The following is a 15,715-nucleotide window of genomic DNA, read 5'->3' on the forward strand; positions in this document are numbered from 1 at the left end:
ATGCCGACTCCGCTGCGTTCCATACCCGCTGTCATCCTGATCCTCGTGCTGGGCGCCCTGGCCACTGGCTGTGCCACGGTTCCGGCGCCACTGGCCGGCGACTATGCGGAGTTCCACCCCGACCAGGCCACCGAGCGCTCTACCGGAGCCCGGGTTCGCTGGGGCGGCACCATTGTCGATACCCGCCCCGGGCCCGAGACTACCTGCATCGAGATACTGGCCCGCGACCTGGACCGCAACAAGCGCCCTCGATCCACCGATCAGGCCCGCGGGCGCTTTCTGGCCTGCCGCGATGGCTTCAAGGACCCGGCCGTATTCGTCGATGGTCGCGAGATTACCGTTACCGGCCGCCTGACCGGTTTTGTCGACGGCAAGATCGGCGAGTTCGAGTACCGCTACCCGCGAGTCGATACCGATGTCCTGTATCTGTGGGCTCCGGCGCGGGACGTGGTTCATCACTACTACGACCCGTGGTGGCACAGCCCGTGGTATCCCTACTACCACCCCTATCGCGGACCGCGCACCCGGGTATCGGGCCACGTCATCATCCGGCGCTGACCTTACGAGCGGACTACCCCGCGCGAGACTGTTTTTTGATACAGTTCCGTGCATGGAGCTGACCGCTAGACAACGCGAGATACTGGCGTTCATCGAGCAGCGCATGGATCAGGACGGCATGCCGCCGACCCGTGCCGAGATCGTCGATCATTTCGGATTCGCATCACCCAATGCCGCCCAGTGCCACCTGAGGGCCCTGGCCGCCCGGGGTGCCATTGAGCTGCGCCCCGGCACCGCGCGCGGCATCGTCCCGGTGCGCTCGGGCCGGCCAACCGTCCGCGACGCACTCACCCTGCCGGTCATTGGTCGCGTTGCCGCGGGTTCACCACTATTGGCGGTGGAGAACCGCGAGGATGAAGTACGCGTTGATCCGGGACTGTTTCAACCCCGCCCCGACTACCTGTTGCGCGTTCAGGGCAACAGCATGACCGGAGCCGGCATAGAGGATGGCGACCTGCTGGTCGTGCACCGTACCCCCGAAGCCCGCAGCGGACAGATCGTAGTCGCACGCATCGACAACGAGGTCACGGTCAAGCGCTTGCAGCGCCGTGGCCGGGGCATTCGCCTGCAAGCCGAGAACCCGGACTACGACGACCTCCGCGTCACACAGGTACATGATATTGCGATCGAGGGCCTGGCGGTGGGCGTGATCCGCAAGCAGATCACGCGGAATCAGTCAGGCTGATCGGTCAGCGAAAAACGATCGGCATCACCCAGGAAGGCGAACTGACGACGATAGTCTCTGAGCGGCGACCGTTGGAGACGAACCCTGGCCACGTTTTCCGGGGCGCCGAGTTCCAGCAGGAGCTGCCCCTCCATCGACCAGGCCACCGAACAGCCCGGGTAGGGAATGTCATTGCCATCGACACCGCTGCGATTGACCCCCACCACGTAGGCTTGGTTTTCGATGGCACGGGCCTTGAGCAGGCTGCGCCAGTGATCGGCACGGGGCGCCGGCCAGTTGGCCACGTACAGTTGCAGATCGAAGTCCCGGTCGTTGCGACACCAGACCGGAAAGCGCAGGTCATAGCAGACCTGCAGGTCGATGCGCCAGCCCAGCCATTCGACCACGGTTGGCCGTTCGCCCGCGACATAGCGCTCATCCTCGCCACCGTAGGCAAAGCGATGACGCTTGTCGTAGAACCAGCGGCTGCCCTCGGGCGTGACAAAGACCATGCGGTTGCGGCGCTGCCCCGGCTCGCTCTCGATGACCAGGCTGCCGCACAGTGCGGCCCGGCGGGCACGTGCCTGCTCCTGCATCCACTGCACGCTCGGCCCGTCCATGTCCTCGGCCGGCTGCCCGATATCCCCCAGAAAACCCGTGGTGAAGGTTTCAGGCAGAACATACAGATCGCAACCGGGCTGACGATCCATCAATCGGGCCAGATGCGCACGGTTGCTTTCAGGATCCTGCCAGAACAGATCCGCCTGGATCAGTGCCAGATCTATTTCATCACGATGCTGGACCATAATCCGAATCAGCTCCCCAAGGCCTGCAGGCGATCGAGTTCGGGCTCTGTGAAGCCGGCCCGGCGGCGTGCCGGCAGGTTGAACGGCCCACGCAACTGGTCGGCGAAGTACTGCTTGAGGAGCGATTCAAAAGTCGGGTCGGGATCAACCCCGCGCTCCTGGCAGCAGTGACGGAACCAGCGACTGCCGATGGCCACATGCGCCTCTTCTTCCTCGAGGATGACCTCGAGCAGCGCTACGGTTTTTGAATCGTCGACCTGGCGCAGTCGATCAATCATGCCCGGGGTTACATCAAGGCCCCGGGCCTCAAGTACGCGCGGTACCAGTGCCATGCGAACCAGGACATCATGGGCGGTTTTCTCGGCCATGTCCCAGAGACCATTGTGGGCGTCGAGCTCACCGTAGTCCGAACCCAGCTCAATCAAGCGCTCGCGAAGCATGCGAAAGTGACGGGCCTCGTCATGGGCCACCCGCAGCCAGTCGCGGTAATACTCATCCGGCATGCCGTCGAACCTCAGGGCGGCATCCAGCCCGAGATTGATGGCATTGAACTCGATATGCGCGATGGCATGCACCAGGGCAATCCGGCCTTCCACTGTGCCGAGGCGGCGGCGTGGAAGGTCGCGTGGACTGATCAGGCGCGGTCGTCCGGGCCGGCCGCTGGGCAGCAGGCCCGGTGGTCCGGGATCGCGCGGGGCCCATTGCCCCGACGCAATCCGCTCGGCCAGTTCATCGACCAGACGGCACTTCCGCTCGGGATCGGCCTCGGCCAGCGCGCTGCGGGCCAGCGACCAATCCTCGAGGGCTGTATCAGCTCTTGTTGATGGCGTCGACAAGGGCATCGGCAAAGCCGCTGGTCGGAACCTTGGTGGCGCCATCGATCAGGCGGGCGAAGTCATAGGTCACGACTTTCTCGCCGACCACCTTCTCGAAAGCATCCTCGATCAGCTTCGTGACTTCCGGCCAGCCGATGTAGTCGAACATCATGCAGCCCGAGAACATCAGCGACGAAGGATTGACCTTGTCCTGACCGGCATACTTCGGTGCCGTACCGTGAGTGGCCTCGAACACGGCCACGTGGTCGGCCATATTGGCTCCCGGCGCAATGCCCATGCCACCAACTTCGGCGGCCAGTGAATCAGAGAGATAGTCACCGTTGAGGTTCATGGTGGCGAGTACATCGAACTCGGCCGGGCGCAGCAACATGAGCTGGAACATGATGTCGGCGATGCGATCCTTGATCACGATCTTGCCTTCGGGCTGCTTGCCGTCGTACTTGTCCCACAACTCGTCTTCGGTGATGGTGACGTCACCGAACTCTTCGGCGGCGACTTCATAACCCCACTTGCGGAAGGCCCCTTCGGTGAACTTCATGATGTTGCCCTTGTGCACCAGGGTGACCGACTTGCGGTTGTTGTCGATGGCGTACTGGATGGCCTTGCTGACCAGGCGCTTGGTGCCGTAAGCCGAGATCGGCTTGATGCCAATGCCGGCGCCCTCGAAGAAGTCGGCGCCCATTTCCTCGCGCAGGAACTTCGCCAACTTCTCGTTTTCCGGCGTCCCCGACTCGTACTCCAGACCGCAGTACACGTCTTCGGTGTTTTCACGGAAGATGACTGCATCGACCTCGTGCGGCTTCTTCAGCGGCGATGGTACACCCTCATACCACTTGACCGGACGCACGCAGGCATAGAGATCCAGCGACTGCCGGAGAGACACGTTGAGGGAACGGAAGCCCTCGCCCACCGGCGTGGTCAGCGGCCCCTTGATGGCAACGTTGAGTTCCTTGATGGCGTCCAGGGTTTCCTGCGGAAAGTAGTCGCCGTCATAAATGCCGGCGGCCTTCTCACCCAGGTAGAGCTCTGCCCAGTGCACCTTGCGCTTGCCACCGTAGGCCTTTTCGACCGCGGCATCCCAGACCTTCATGCAGGCCGGCGTGATGTCGGCACCAATGCCGTCGCCCTCGATATAACCCAGAATGGGCTGGTCGCTGACAACGAGCCGACCATCTTCGACGCGAACCTTGTCACCCGTTTCGGGCAGCTTCACATGCTGAAATCCCATCTTTCATCCTCTTAACGCGAAATGGCGTAGTCTACCATTGCCGCGCCCCGGTACGCCGTCCGAACTGAGCCCGAAAGATGCCAGCGGAAACCCGACACCGCTCGATCATGCTGCCTGTTGTCATCAGCTCGCTGCTGTTACATGCCGCGATTCTGCTGCTTCCGCAGCGCCAGTGGCCGGGGGCGGTCGACACCCCGGAACCTCGCTCCATTCATCTGTTGCCGGCACCAGCGGCACCCGAGCCGGCCCTTGAACACCCGGTCGAACCGCGCAGCCCTGAAACCCGGACCGAAAGCCAGCCTGTACCGGACACCCAGCCGCCACCGGATGAGGCTGAACAAGCCGCAAAAGATGTCAGCCCGGAACAACCGACCACCCACCGAGCGGCCGATCTGCATCGGCAGGCACTGGAACAGGCCCGGGAAGTTCCGGCTGATACCGCCGAAGAAGGCAGTCACCTCCGCTTTCATGGCACGCCCCGGCTGCCTGGCGCTCCAGGTCGGCTGAACGAGCAATTGGGCACCGTATCGTCGCGCGTTGATCGCTGGCAATCTACCGACGGCAGTTACCAGGCCCGCACCGTGCTCGGCGACGGAAGCGTGATCTGTACTTCGATACGCGCTCCGACCATGCAGGAGTTCTTCAATCCCTGGATGTCGGCCGCCGTGGCCATGCACCGCCGATGTGGCCGGGAACGGCCAGAGCCATCCGATACCGACGACCCGTGGCAACGACCCGTATCCCGCGGGGCCAGGCCTTCTGAATGAACAGCGCCGGTCGCGAACTCAGGTAATGACTCGCCTGCAGGCCTCCAGCAACTGGTTTTCGCTGGCCAGGACGAGATTGGCGGCTGCGCCCAGGGGCACATAGCAATCGACACCCGTGATGCGTACGACGCGACGGTCGGCCACACCGGCCTCAACCAGCGCGGTGACCACGGCCTCGCCCATGCCACCATCGGGCCGTCCTTCGTCGAACACGACCACCGCCGAGCATTCTGCCGCATGCCGGGCCATGGAACGACGATCCATGGGCTTGAGCCAGCGCAGATCCATCACACGCACACCGACTTCGTATTCCTGTGCCATCTGGCGGGCGCAACGCAAGGCCATGGGTACACCGTTGCCATAGGTGATGACCAGGACGTCCTCGGATTCCTCGTTGTAGACGCGCGCCTGCCAGGGAGTCAGGCACTGGCCGGGCGGCGGATAGGGAAAGTTCCACAAGCCGTCATCTTTCTCGTGCAGGTCCTTGGTCATATACAGCGCGATCGGCTCGAGAAACGCCGATATTCGTCCGTCGACATGAGCCAGGGCCGTCATCGTTCTGAGCATCATGGCCGCATCATCGCCGCGCGAGGGGCAGCCAATGACCAGGCCGGGAATGTCGCGCAGGGCGGCAATGCCATTGTCATTGTGGAAGTGACCGCCAAAGCCCTTCTGATACCCCAGGCTGGCAATTCGCATCACCATCGGGTTGCGGAACTGGCCATTGGAGAAGTACTGCAGCGAACAGGCCTCGCCACGTATCTGGTCACAGGCATTGTGGAAATAAGCCAGGTACTGGATCTCGGGAATCGGCAGGTAACCCATGCTCCCCAGCCCCTGGGCCAGACCGAGAATCGTGGTCTCGTCCAGCAGCGTATTGAACACGCGGTGCCCCCCGAAACGACTGGACAATCCGCGGGTGACGGTATACACCCCGCCCTTGCGCGCGACATCCTCGCCGAAAACCAGCGCCTCCGGGTACTGAACCATCAGGTCGGTGAGCGCCTGGTTGATCTGTATGGCCAGGTGACGCGGGGGGCGCTGCTCCGGCAGCATCGCCTCGCTGCCGAAGATATCGATACGCGCCGCTTCGGGCACCTGCCTGGATGCGGCCTCGATGACATCACGGCGCGACAGCGGCGCAAGCGGTGCGACAACTTCTTCCAGCGTATTCAGTCGGCCCGCGCCGTCGGCCTGATCCGCCTCATCCAGACAGCGCTGATGCAGCGCCTGGTATCGGCTTCTGATCTGCCCGGGCGTCATCAGTCCGCGCGCCACGATCAGCTCGGCCGAACGCAGCAACGGGTCGGCTTTCTCATCGGCCTCCAGTTCGGCCGCCGGCCGGTACTCGATCTCGAAATCGGTTCCGGCATGCCCCATCAAGCGGGTGGTTCTCAAGTGCAGGAACACCGGCCTGCGCCGCTCGCGACACTCGCTGACCGCCCGCTCGACCACCGGCCAGCCCGCGGCCAGATCCAGGCCATCGGCATAGTGATAGCTGATGCCATGCCGCTTCGACATGCTCTCGGCCACCCAGCGCGCCGGGGTGGGCACGGAAATACCGATACCGTTGTCCTCGCACACCATCAGCAGCGGCACCGGCAGGTTCTGATGGCGACTCCAGGCCGCACTGTTGATGGCCGACTGAGCCGTGGCATGGTTGAGACTGGCATCACCAAAACTGCAGACCGCAATAGCGTCACCGGGCACCGGCAACTCGTGCTGACCGCGGCCGCCGCGCGCGATGGCCAGGGCCGTGCCCAGCGCTTTGGGCAGGTGACTGGCAATGGTTGATGTCTGCGGCAGCACCCAGAGCGGTCGGCTACCCCAGACCTTGTGACGCCCGCCCGAGGCCGGATCGGCCTTGGCAGCGGCAAAGGACAGGCAGGTATCGCGGACAAAGTCCATGTCCTCGACCTTGCGATAGCGCTCGGCCACGAACGCACCGGAGCGGTAATGCAGAAACGCCGGATCGGTATGGCGGGTCAGTCGGCCAAGCATCGCATTGCCTTCATGCCCGGACGAGCCGATGGTGTAAAACACCTTGTTCTCGCCACGCTTGATGCGAGCCATGAGATCGATCTGGCGCGACACGAGCTGGCTGTCGAACATCTCCAGCAAATCCGCATTGGGCAGGCCCGGACAGTCGGACACGGGCACCCGACCGTCTTCGATGGCAGCCAGATGATCGAGAAACTGCTGGTCAATGACCTCGGCGCGGTTGATGTTGCGGGCGTTGGGTGATGCGGTCATGGTGGTTCAGTTGCTGGGGTTCAGGGGTGTGTGGGGGGTGATGTGGAATGGGCGATTCAGATGCGGGAAGAGGGGAAGAGGGAAAAGGTCGCCGTCGGCATCATGTATCCCCTGCCGTCTCCCGTCTCCCGTCTCCCGTCTCCCATCTTCCGTCTCCCGCATTCCGTCTTCCAAAGTCCAACCCACTTAAAAGGCGTTCAGCCCGGTCAACTCTCGACCAACGACCAACTGGTGCACGGTCTCGGTCCCCTCGTAGGTAATCACCGATTCCAGGTTCAGCATGTGGCGAATCGGAGAGTGTTCCAGGGTAATGCCGGCGCCGCCGAGCAGGTCGCGACACTCCCGGGCGATATCCATGGCCATGCGCACGTTGTTCCACTTGGCCAGAGAAATCTGGGTGGGATGGACCCGGTCCTCGTCCTTGAGCCGGCCCAGACGCCAGGACATGAGCTGCGCGGCCGTAATACGGCGTGCCATGTCGGCCAGCTTGACCTGTGCACTCTGCGTGGCGGCGACCGGACGGCCGAACAGTTCCCGCTCCTGGCAGTAGTCCAGGGTTTCTTTCAGGCAGGCAATGGCAGCGCCGATCGGACCCCAGGTAATGCCGTATCGGGCCTGGCTGAGGCATGACAGCGGCCCCTTGAGCCCCTTCACGCCCGGCAAGCGGTTGGCATCGGGCACGCGGACATTGTCGAAGAACAGCTCGGAAGTCACCGAGGCGCGCAACGACATCTTGGCCTTGATGTCGCGGGCCTGATAACCCTGAAAACCCTTCTCGACGACAAAGCCCTGCACCCCGTCATCCGTACTCGCCCAGACGATGGCGATATCGGCAATGCTGCCGTTGGTAATCCACATCTTGGCGCCGTTGAGCACCCAGTCATCCCCGTCCCGACGGGCGCGGGTCTTCATGTTCGAGGGGTCCGACCCCCCGTGCGGCTCGGTCAGCCCGAAACAGCCAATCACCTTGCCGGCCGCCATGTCGGGCAACCAGCGCTGCTTCTGCTCCTCGGAACCAAAGGCATGAATCGGATACATGCAAAGCGACGACTGTACCGATACGAAACTGCGCAGACCGGAATCGCAGCGCTCCAGCTCCTGGCAGATCAGGCCGTAGCTGACCGCGTTGAGTCCGGCGCATCCGTAGCCTTCCAGGCTGGAGCCCAGCAGGCCGAGTTCGGCGATCTCCGGAATAAGTTCGGCGGGAAACCGGCCTTCATCGAAGCACTTCGGTATCAGCGGCAATGCGCGTTCATCGACGAATCGCGCCACGCTGTCGCGGATCATCTTCTCCTCTTCGGACAGCAGGTCATTGATTTCAAACAGATCAGCCGGGTCGAGGGGACGCAGGGGCATGGGTCGGATCTCATCATTGGGTCAAGGCCGATATTGTACGTGATCGTCACGGCATTCCATGAGCTGTCACAGAGGTTCCTCGCAATTGAAGGGCCGGGTATAATAGGATTCCTGATCACCCAATTCGAAGAATGTCCATGCTGAAGCGAATGTTAGTTGTCGCGGCAGTGGCTCTGTTTGCCCTGCCGGCCCAGGCCGAGCGCGGAGACCCGGAACGTGGGGCGGAAATCGCCTACACCTGCTCCGGCTGCCACGGCATCCCGCATCACGTGAACGTGTACCCGACCTACCGGGTGCCCAAGCTTGGTGGGCAGAGCTATGGCTACATCGTCCACTCGCTCAAGGCCTATCGTTCAGGCGAACGCCGTCATGCCACCATGGAAGCCCAGGCCAACACGCTGTCGGACCGGGACATCCATGATGTCGCGGCCTATTTCGTCAGCCTGACCGCGGAGGACAACGAATGAGACGCAGCATTCTGATTGCAGCCGCAGCGGCGCTCATGCTGCTGGCCCACAATGCCCAGGCAGGCAACCCCAGCCGCGGCCTGGAAATCTCGCAAGATTGCCAGGCCTGTCACGGCCGTGACGGCAACCTGGTGCCGGATGACCAGACCCCCCGCCTTGCCGGGCAATACGAGGATTACCTGATCCACGCGCTGAAGGCCTATCGTTCGGGTGAGCGCGAAAACGCCCTCATGCAAGGGTTCGCCGGCGATCTCAGCGATCAGGACATCCGCGACCTGGCCGCCTGGTATTCGCGCCAGGAAGGTCTGAAGATTTTGCGGATCAGGTGAGGCAAGCTGGGTAGAAGGAAAGAGGGAAAGAGGAGTAGCGGGGGATAAGACAATCTGCCCTACCACCCTCTCCCCTTCTCCCCCTCTATTCCTCTACCACTCAATAATACGGATTCTCGCCACTGGCATGATCGGTGGCGTCGATCACCTCGCGAACCTCGGGCACTTCCTGCCGCAGCGTGGTCTCGATGCCCTGCTTCAGGGTCACATCGATCATCCCGCAACCCTGGCAGCCACCGCCAAAGCGCAGCACCACGTCGTTGTCGGCGGTCACTTCGACCAGGCCGACCTGCCCGCCATGTGAAGCGACCATCGGGTTGACGCGCGCATCCAGCACCCAGCTGACCCGCTCTTCGATGGGTGCATCGGCCGGCGGCTGCCGCCCCTTGAGCCCGGGCGCCCGGATGTTGAGCTCGCCACCCATGCTGTTGGACTCGAAATCGATCATGGCGCCATCCAGCGTCGCGGCACTGGTCTGCTCAACGTAGAGCACGAAGGACTGGCAGTCGATCGCCAGGTCGTCAACATCCTGCTGGCCATCCGGACAGTAGGTCAGCTCCACATCGGCGCTGGGTGTTCCCGGGTTGATCACGCGCAGGCGCAGGTGAGTGTCGTCGGGCTGCTGCTCGAGCAGCTTGCCGAAATAATCTCTGGCAGCGGGGGTGACGGTGAGCATGAATCGAATTCCTGATAAGGCCTTAATCAGGATGTGCCGGCACCGCGCCCATCTTTCAAGCGGCGACAAAGCCACGGCAGGGAGTAATCGTAGCGCCAGTCGATCCCGGAGTGGGTGCCATCGAATTCCTCGAAGTGATGCTCGACTGCCAAGTCCCCGAGGACCCGGTGAAGCTGACGGGTGCCATAGTGAATGAAGTACTGGTCTCGGCGACCGGCATCGATCCACAGACCGGCAAGGTCGCCCAACGCTTCGGAGTGATCCCTGGCCGCCGCCACCGGATCGAACGCCATCCAGCGCTGCCACACTGCCTCGTCGAGCTCACAGGTGTGCAGGTCGAACGGCAGCCTCAGCCCAAGCGGTGCGCCCGGCTCGGGCGAGTAGCTGGCGGCAAGGCAGAGAGTCATCAGGGTGTGAAAATCCCGGCCGGAAGGACGATTCTTGCGCCAGAACGATCTGACGAAAGCCTCCAGGTCGTGATCGTGGGCGGCCAGCACATCACAGCAGGTCGGAAAGTCGCGCCGGTAGACCAGGTCAAAACCGCAATCACCGGCATGGCACGCTACGCCGGCAAATGTGCCGGGCCGCGCCATGGCCAGATGCAGGGCGCCGAAGCCACCGGACGACTTGCCGAAAACACCCCTGGCTTCGGGGCTGGCCAATGTCCGGAATGAGCGGTCAATGGCCGGGACCAGTTCGTCGACCAGGTAGTCGGCGTAGCGGCCCATGGCCGGGGTGTTGACGTACTGGTTGCCACCCAGGCTGGTAAAGCAGTCGGGAAACACCACGATGACCGGCGGCATCCGCTGCTCTGCAATCAGCCGATCGAGCCGTTGTGGAAGGGCCTCGCCGTGGTTGCGCCAGTTGACCTGGCCGGGACCGGCATTGGTATAAGCGGCCAGGCACCACAGCACCAAGTAACGACGCTGGCTGTGTTCATCATATCCGGGGGGCAGGTAAACCGGATGCTGGCGCTTTGGCGGATCACCCAACGGGTTGTTCGCCAACAGGCTGGAATCATGGACAAACTGCACGACCTTGCCGGCAGGATCGGCCGGCGCCGGGCGCAACGGACGGACCTCAGCATTCATTCGTTCACTCCGGAGAAGTCGGATCGATCAGACCATGCCACCGCTCAACCGGCCAGCGGCACGACCTTGCGTTCGCGGCGCGGCACGCGACCAAGCTCGGGCACCAACTCCAGCAGGACGCGACGCAGCGCCTCATTGTCATACTGCAGCACCGCCTGCTCTCCCTGGCGAAGGCGCTCGTCAATGTCCTTCAACTGGCGTGCGGGGCTGCGGGTCTGGAAAATCTTCTCGTGCGCCGTGGTCGCGTAGGGCTCATGCTCGTGGAACAATTCCTCGAAGAGCTTCTCGCCGGGGCGCAGCCCCGTATAGACGATTTCGATGTCGCGCCCTGGCTCCTTGCCGGCCAGCCGGATGAGCTGCTCGGCCAGAAAACTGATACGTACCGGCTCACCCATATCGAGCACGAACACCTCGCCCCCCTTGCCCAGCACCGCGGCCTGCAGGATCAACTGTCCGGCCTCGGCGATGGTCATGAAGTAGCGGGTGATCTCGGGATGGGTCACGGTGACCGGACCACCCTGGCGAATCTGCTCGTTGAACAGCGGCACAACCGATCCGTTGGAGTTGAGGACATTGCCGAAACGTACCGTGATGAAACGTGTATCCGACTGACTGTTGAGATACTGGCAGTAGAGCTCGGCGGTCCGCTTGGTCGCCCCCATGATGTTGCACGGGTTGACGGCCTTGTCGGTCGAAATCAGCACAAAGGAACTGGCCTTGTAACGCACGGCGGCATCGGCCACGCGGCGTGTGCCGACGACATTATTGCGAAAGGCTTCCCGCACCTGGTGCTGGAGCATGGGCAGGTGCTTGTAAGCCGCCGCGTGAAACACAACCTCCGGTCGCGAGCGCTTCATGACCGTTTCCACTGTGGCCGAATCGCAGACATCGCCCAGGACCGACTCGACCATCAGGTCGCTGAACTCGGCCTTGAGCTGATGATCGATGCGATACAGGTTGAACTCGCTATTGTCGAGCACCACCAGCCCGGCGGGATCGAGTCGGGCGATCTGACAACACAGCTCTGCACCGATGGAACCGCCACCGCCGGTGACCAGCACGCGCTTGCCCGCCAGGCCCGAGCGAATCGAGTCCCAGTCCAGCGATACCGGTTCGCGTCCGAGCAAGTCATCGATTGCCACTGGCTTGAGGTCATCGAAACGGGTAATGCTGGTCCCCATCTGCTTGAGCGTGGGCAGCGTCCTGAACTCGACATCGGCCTGCTCGCAGAACTCCACCACCCGCTGCATCTGCTGGTTGGTGGCCGATGGAATGGCAATGGCCGCCATGTCGACGGCGGCCTCGCGGGCAATACGCGGCAGGCTGGAGACATCGCCCAGCACGGGTGCACCCTGAATCTCGACATTGCGCAAACGACTGTCATCATCGAGAAACCCGACGATGTCATAACCTCCACGGCGTCGCAGTTCCGGCAGCAGCATTCGGCCGGAGCTTCCGGCGCCAATAATGATGGTGCGCCGCGTCTGCCGGCGCCTGTGAACCTCAAGCCGCATGTCCTTGAATATGCGGTAGATCAGGCGCGGCACGCCCAGCATCAGCAACAGCAGAAACGGAAACGCCCAGACCATCAGCACCATCAGCTCCAGCGGCGCCTCGCGCATGAGCAGCACGGCGCTGCTTGCCACCGCCGCCAGCAGCGCTGCCCGAATCAGGTTACCCAGGTCGGGCAGGCTTGCAAAACGCCAGACCCCCCGGTAAAGCCCTGTACGCCAGTGCAGAAAACCCTGAATCACGAGGATCAGGTTGGTCTCGATGGCCAGTTGACGCCAGTCGATTCCCGAATCCCCCAGCAGCCACAACGTCGTGATTCGGGCCACCAGCCAGGCCAGAGCAATCATCACCAGGTCGTGCACCACAACCAGGGTGCGAAGGTTCAGAAACGGGATCCGCTGTTCGTGCTGATCATTCATGCCCTTGCTTCTCCGTTCTCGTGGCAGATTGAATGACCCACCATGCTCCGGCAAGCAGAATGACCACCCCCAGCGCAATCACGACATCCACCACCGGATACCGGATTGCAAGCCATGCTGCCGGCGCCACCACTATCAGGTTGGTCGCGGCATAAAGGCCGAGAACCCTGCCGTGGCTCCATCCGGCCACGATCAGACGCTGATAGGCGTGCTGCCGGTGCGCAGTATACCATCGCTTTCCATGAACGACCCTCATGGCCAGCGTCGCCGTGGCATCGACCACAAACACTGCGGTCACGATCAGGCTGAACCAGATGCTGACCGCACCGGTGGCCGCTCCTGCCAGGGCCAGCAGGCCGACGCCGCCCCCGAGTGCCAGTGAGCCGACATCGCCCATGAAGATGCGGGCCGGCGGCCGGTTCCAGACCAGAAACCCGGCAAACCCGCCAGCCAGCACCAGCCCGAACCCACCCGGCCCGACCTGCCCGCCGCATAGCAGCGCCATGCCCAGCACGGCGCAGGACCAGACCCCCTGCATTGCGGCCAGACCATCGGATCCATCCATGAAGTTATGGAGGTTAACCAGCCAGACCACCGCCATTGCCGCCAATGGTGTCCACAACCAGGGCCACTGGAAGGCTCGGCCCAGCAATTCGACATTGACGATGCCGCCCAGCAGCCACAGACCCAGTGCCGCGGCCACGAACTGCACCGCCAGGCGCAAAGAGGCCGACAGCTCGCTACGATCATCCGACCAGCCCAGCGCGGCCAACACCAGCATCACGATCAGGCCAGGCCACCACGTATGCGGGCTGATCAGGACGAGCACCAGCGCCACGGCCACCACCACCGCGAGACCGCCGCCCCTCGGGGTGGGCTGATCATGGCTGCGCCGTTCTCCCGGCAGGTCGACCAGGCGCCGGCCGATCAGCCAGGCACGCAGCGGCAACACCAGCAGCACCGTCGTGACCAGCGCCAGCAGTGAAGGCCAGAGCCAGGACAGCGCTTCTGTCACTCGCCAAGCACTCCGGCGATGGCGCGGGTGCTGTCCCACTGCCGACACCCCGGACACTGCCAGTGCCAGGTCCGGCCACTGAATCCGCAGTGCTGGCAGCGATACAGGGGCTGATCTTCAAGCAGGCGCTGGACCAGGTCACGCATCATGTCCGGACCGAGCTCGTCCAGACTGACCCCCTGGCGATAGACCAGTTCGATCAGGTATTCCAGCCCCTTGACGGTCGGACGCTGCGACTGGTGCTGCAGCAGGAACTCCACTGCCTGCTGCGGATCGCTGTCGGCCTTGATACGGGCCAAGGCAAGAATCGCGGTGCTCATTGGCCGCTTCTCGACCATGTCGGCCAGCCAGTTGGCCACGGCTTCGGACTGATCGCTGTGCCGGTGAGCCTCCATCAGCACATCCAGCGAGAACACCAGGCAGTCCGGATCCAGCTCGCAAGCCTCGCGATAGTATTCCGCCGCGCCGTGCCAATCATCGCGCCGGCTCGACAGCTCGGCCTGCAGCAGCCGGGCCCGGGCGCTGCGCGGATCATGCCGGCGGGCCTGGCGCAAGGCCGGCGCCACTGCATCGCTGTCGCCACGCTCCAGTGCCTCGCGGGCAATCTCGCAATACAGATGACCGATGACGCGGTCAAATCCTTCACCATCATGTCGCCGCAGCCGGCGGGCCTGAACAATTGCCTTTTCCCAGTCCTTTTCCTGCTGATAGATATCCAGCAGCTGACGCGCCGGCCTGTCATGCTCGATGGAATGTTCGAGCAGCTCGCTGAACAGACGCTCGGCACGGTCCAGCAGACCGGCCTGCATGTAGTCCTCGCCCAGTTCCAGCAAGGCGCGGGAACGCTGTTCGTCGCTCAGGTCGGGACGGGTAATGATGTGCTTGTGAAATCGTATCGCCTTGTCCATTTCACCACGCCGGCGAAACAGGTTGCCCAGGGCCAGGTGCGTCTCGACCGTGTCGCGATTGATCTCGGCGAGCTTGAGAAACACCTCGATGGCCTTGTCCGGCTGCTCGTTGAGCAGGTAGTTCAGACCCTTGAAGTAGTTGGTCGACAGCGCACCCGTGCGTCGGCGACGACGCGCGGTTTCGCGGCGACGGGCAACCAGCCATCCGCTCGCTGCCGCCAGTACCAGCAGAACGAACAGCAGCCCGTAATCAAGCATTCGACGGGTCGGACCGGTCCGGGCTGGTTGGGGAATCGCCTCGGCCCTGACGGGCCAGGCGAGCCGGCAGGACAAACATCACGGCGGCCATTAACAGACCGAACAGAACGCCCAGCCCCAGACAGGCCAGGACCATGGCCCCGAGAGGAAGAGATAGCGTGAATGCCAGCAAATCGAGCTGGACCGTGTCCGCATTAAGCACACCGACGACCAGGCCGGTGATGATCGCCGCCAGGACAAGAATCAGCAGAACCCAGCGATACATGAGGACCTAGGAGGATGCCGAGGCGTTGACCCGCTCACGCAAGGCCTTGCCCGGCTTGAAGTGCGGTACATACTTGCCCGGCAGGGCCACCGCCTCACCGGTCTTGGGGTTACGTCCCATGCGTGGAGGCCGATAGTGCAGCGAAAAGCTTCCAAACCCCCGGATCTCGATGCGCTCTCCTTCGGCCAGAGCGCCACTGAGTTGTTCGAGAATGCAGCGCACGGCCAGTTCGACATCCGACTGACTCAGATGGGTCTGATCTGCGGCCATGCGTTCGATCAGTTCGGATTTTGTCATGGGTCCTCCC

17 protein-coding genes are annotated in these 15,715 nt (G+C 63.1%); 5 read left to right on the forward strand and 12 right to left on the reverse strand.

Translation table 11 applies throughout. The features are described 5' to 3' along the window. Positions 1-558: a Slp family lipoprotein gene (locus IC757_RS11355; RefSeq protein WP_190974424.1), complete on the forward strand. Its 558-nt coding sequence runs from the start codon at positions 1-3 to the stop codon at positions 556-558. Positions 559-610: 52 nt separating this feature from the next. Continuing rightward, positions 611-1,243, forward strand: a complete 633-nt coding sequence (lexA, locus tag IC757_RS11360) for a transcriptional repressor LexA (RefSeq protein WP_190974425.1) — start codon at positions 611-613, stop codon at positions 1,241-1,243. Here lexA and IC757_RS11365 read toward each other — a convergent pair. From IC757_RS11365 to icd, 3 genes are read right to left on the reverse strand one after another with little or no spacing between them, the layout of a single operon-like run. Beyond that, positions 1,231-2,028: an amidohydrolase gene (locus IC757_RS11365; protein WP_190974426.1), complete on the reverse strand. Its 798-nt coding sequence runs from the start codon at positions 2,026-2,028 to the stop codon at positions 1,231-1,233. The genes lexA and IC757_RS11365 overlap by 13 nt on opposite strands. A gap of 8 nt (positions 2,029-2,036) precedes the next feature. Continuing rightward, on the reverse strand, positions 2,037-2,870 hold the full coding sequence (locus tag IC757_RS11370; RefSeq protein WP_190974427.1) for a ferritin-like domain-containing protein: 834 nt from the start codon (positions 2,868-2,870) through the stop codon (positions 2,037-2,039). Next, positions 2,839-4,092 (reverse strand): isocitrate dehydrogenase (NADP(+)), encoded by a 1,254-nt coding sequence (gene icd, locus IC757_RS11375; RefSeq protein ID WP_190974428.1) that lies wholly within the window; start codon positions 4,090-4,092, stop codon positions 2,839-2,841. Before icd ends, IC757_RS11370 begins: the two co-directional genes overlap by 32 nt. A gap of 77 nt (positions 4,093-4,169) precedes the next feature. On the opposite strand from icd, the gene IC757_RS11380 reads away from it, so the two are divergent. Then, positions 4,170-4,859, forward strand: a complete 690-nt coding sequence (locus IC757_RS11380; protein WP_190974429.1) for a hypothetical protein — start codon at positions 4,170-4,172, stop codon at positions 4,857-4,859. An 18-nt stretch (positions 4,860-4,877) separates the two neighbouring features. Here IC757_RS11380 and IC757_RS11385 read toward each other — a convergent pair whose 3' ends face one another. Together IC757_RS11385 and IC757_RS11390 are read right to left on the reverse strand one after the other, a co-directional pair. Then, positions 4,878-7,112 (reverse strand): transketolase C-terminal domain-containing protein, encoded by a 2,235-nt coding sequence (locus IC757_RS11385; protein ID WP_190974430.1) that lies wholly within the window; start codon positions 7,110-7,112, stop codon positions 4,878-4,880. 186 nt (positions 7,113-7,298) lie between these two features. After that, positions 7,299-8,468 carry an acyl-CoA dehydrogenase family protein gene (locus IC757_RS11390; RefSeq protein WP_190974431.1) on the reverse strand — a complete coding sequence of 390 codons (1,170 nt, stop codon included), beginning with the start codon at positions 8,466-8,468 and terminating at the stop codon, positions 7,299-7,301. 137 nt (positions 8,469-8,605) lie between these two features. Between IC757_RS11390 and IC757_RS11395 the strand changes: the two genes are divergently transcribed. Together IC757_RS11395 and IC757_RS11400 are read left to right on the forward strand one after the other, a co-directional pair. After that, positions 8,606-8,935, forward strand: coding sequence for a c-type cytochrome (locus IC757_RS11395; protein WP_223846103.1), 330 nt, complete (start codon positions 8,606-8,608; stop codon positions 8,933-8,935). Further along, positions 8,932-9,264, forward strand: coding sequence for a c-type cytochrome (locus tag IC757_RS11400; RefSeq protein ID WP_190974433.1), 333 nt, complete (start codon positions 8,932-8,934; stop codon positions 9,262-9,264). Before IC757_RS11395 ends, IC757_RS11400 begins: the two co-directional genes overlap by 4 nt. Positions 9,265-9,364: 100 nt before the next feature. Here the strand turns inward: IC757_RS11400 and IC757_RS11405 are convergent, their stop codons facing one another. From IC757_RS11405 to IC757_RS11435, 7 genes are read right to left on the reverse strand one after another with little or no spacing between them, the layout of a single operon-like run. After that, complete coding sequence (locus tag IC757_RS11405) at positions 9,365-9,940, reverse strand: NifU family protein (RefSeq protein ID WP_190974434.1); 576 nt, start codon at positions 9,938-9,940, stop codon at positions 9,365-9,367. A gap of 26 nt (positions 9,941-9,966) precedes the next feature. Continuing rightward, on the reverse strand, positions 9,967-11,031 hold the full coding sequence (locus IC757_RS11410; protein ID WP_190974435.1) for an alpha/beta hydrolase: 1,065 nt from the start codon (positions 11,029-11,031) through the stop codon (positions 9,967-9,969). Positions 11,032-11,075: 44 nt separating this feature from the next. Continuing rightward, positions 11,076-12,962 (reverse strand): polysaccharide biosynthesis protein, encoded by a 1,887-nt coding sequence (locus tag IC757_RS11415; protein ID WP_190974436.1) that lies wholly within the window; start codon positions 12,960-12,962, stop codon positions 11,076-11,078. Then, positions 12,955-13,977: a glycosyl transferase gene (locus IC757_RS11420; protein ID WP_190974437.1), complete on the reverse strand. Its 1,023-nt coding sequence runs from the start codon at positions 13,975-13,977 to the stop codon at positions 12,955-12,957. The genes IC757_RS11415 and IC757_RS11420 overlap by 8 nt, the downstream gene beginning before the upstream one ends. Beyond that, the gene (lapB, locus tag IC757_RS11425) at positions 13,974-15,143 is read right to left on the reverse strand and encodes a lipopolysaccharide assembly protein LapB (protein WP_190974438.1); all 1,170 of its coding nucleotides are present in this window, start codon (positions 15,141-15,143) and stop codon (positions 13,974-13,976) included. Before lapB ends, IC757_RS11420 begins: the two co-directional genes overlap by 4 nt. Then, the gene (locus IC757_RS11430) at positions 15,136-15,408 is read right to left on the reverse strand and encodes a lipopolysaccharide assembly protein LapA domain-containing protein (protein ID WP_190974439.1); all 273 of its coding nucleotides are present in this window, start codon (positions 15,406-15,408) and stop codon (positions 15,136-15,138) included. Before IC757_RS11430 ends, lapB begins: the two co-directional genes overlap by 8 nt. Before the next feature lie 6 nt (positions 15,409-15,414). Then, entirely contained in the window at positions 15,415-15,705 is a 291-nt protein-coding gene (locus tag IC757_RS11435; RefSeq protein ID WP_190974440.1) for an integration host factor subunit beta, read from the reverse strand. Positions 15,706-15,715 lie beyond the last annotated feature (10 nt).

It is taken from the genome of Wenzhouxiangella sp. AB-CW3 (assembly GCF_014725735.1).
In the GTDB taxonomy this organism is placed as follows: Bacteria; Pseudomonadota; Gammaproteobacteria; order Xanthomonadales; family Wenzhouxiangellaceae; genus Wenzhouxiangella.

What these genes read in the sequence shown, in the direction of transcription:
- IC757_RS11355 (WP_190974424.1), top strand. Translation starts at nt 1, where the DNA reads ATGCCGACTCCGCTGCGTTCCATACCCGCTGTCATCCTGATCCTCGTG.
- lexA (WP_190974425.1), top strand. Translation starts at nt 611, where the DNA reads ATGGAGCTGACCGCTAGACAACGCGAGATACTGGCGTTCATCGAGCAG.
- IC757_RS11365 (WP_190974426.1), bottom strand. Translation starts at nt 2,028, where the DNA reads ATGGTCCAGCATCGTGATGAAATAGATCTGGCACTGATCCAGGCGGAT.
- IC757_RS11370 (WP_190974427.1), bottom strand. Translation starts at nt 2,870, where the DNA reads ATGCCCTTGTCGACGCCATCAACAAGAGCTGATACAGCCCTCGAGGAT.
- icd (WP_190974428.1), bottom strand. Translation starts at nt 4,092, where the DNA reads ATGGGATTTCAGCATGTGAAGCTGCCCGAAACGGGTGACAAGGTTCGC.
- IC757_RS11380 (WP_190974429.1), top strand. Translation starts at nt 4,170, where the DNA reads ATGCCAGCGGAAACCCGACACCGCTCGATCATGCTGCCTGTTGTCATC.
- IC757_RS11385 (WP_190974430.1), bottom strand. Translation starts at nt 7,112, where the DNA reads ATGACCGCATCACCCAACGCCCGCAACATCAACCGCGCCGAGGTCATT.
- IC757_RS11390 (WP_190974431.1), bottom strand. Translation starts at nt 8,468, where the DNA reads ATGCCCCTGCGTCCCCTCGACCCGGCTGATCTGTTTGAAATCAATGAC.
- IC757_RS11395 (WP_223846103.1), top strand. Translation starts at nt 8,606, where the DNA reads ATGCTGAAGCGAATGTTAGTTGTCGCGGCAGTGGCTCTGTTTGCCCTG.
- IC757_RS11400 (WP_190974433.1), top strand. Translation starts at nt 8,932, where the DNA reads ATGAGACGCAGCATTCTGATTGCAGCCGCAGCGGCGCTCATGCTGCTG.
- IC757_RS11405 (WP_190974434.1), bottom strand. Translation starts at nt 9,940, where the DNA reads ATGCTCACCGTCACCCCCGCTGCCAGAGATTATTTCGGCAAGCTGCTC.
- IC757_RS11410 (WP_190974435.1), bottom strand. Translation starts at nt 11,031, where the DNA reads ATGAATGCTGAGGTCCGTCCGTTGCGCCCGGCGCCGGCCGATCCTGCC.
- IC757_RS11415 (WP_190974436.1), bottom strand. Translation starts at nt 12,962, where the DNA reads ATGAATGATCAGCACGAACAGCGGATCCCGTTTCTGAACCTTCGCACC.
- lapB (WP_190974438.1), bottom strand. Translation starts at nt 15,143, where the DNA reads ATGCTTGATTACGGGCTGCTGTTCGTTCTGCTGGTACTGGCGGCAGCG.
- IC757_RS11430 (WP_190974439.1), bottom strand. Translation starts at nt 15,408, where the DNA reads ATGTATCGCTGGGTTCTGCTGATTCTTGTCCTGGCGGCGATCATCACC.
- IC757_RS11435 (WP_190974440.1), bottom strand. Translation starts at nt 15,705, where the DNA reads ATGACAAAATCCGAACTGATCGAACGCATGGCCGCAGATCAGACCCAT.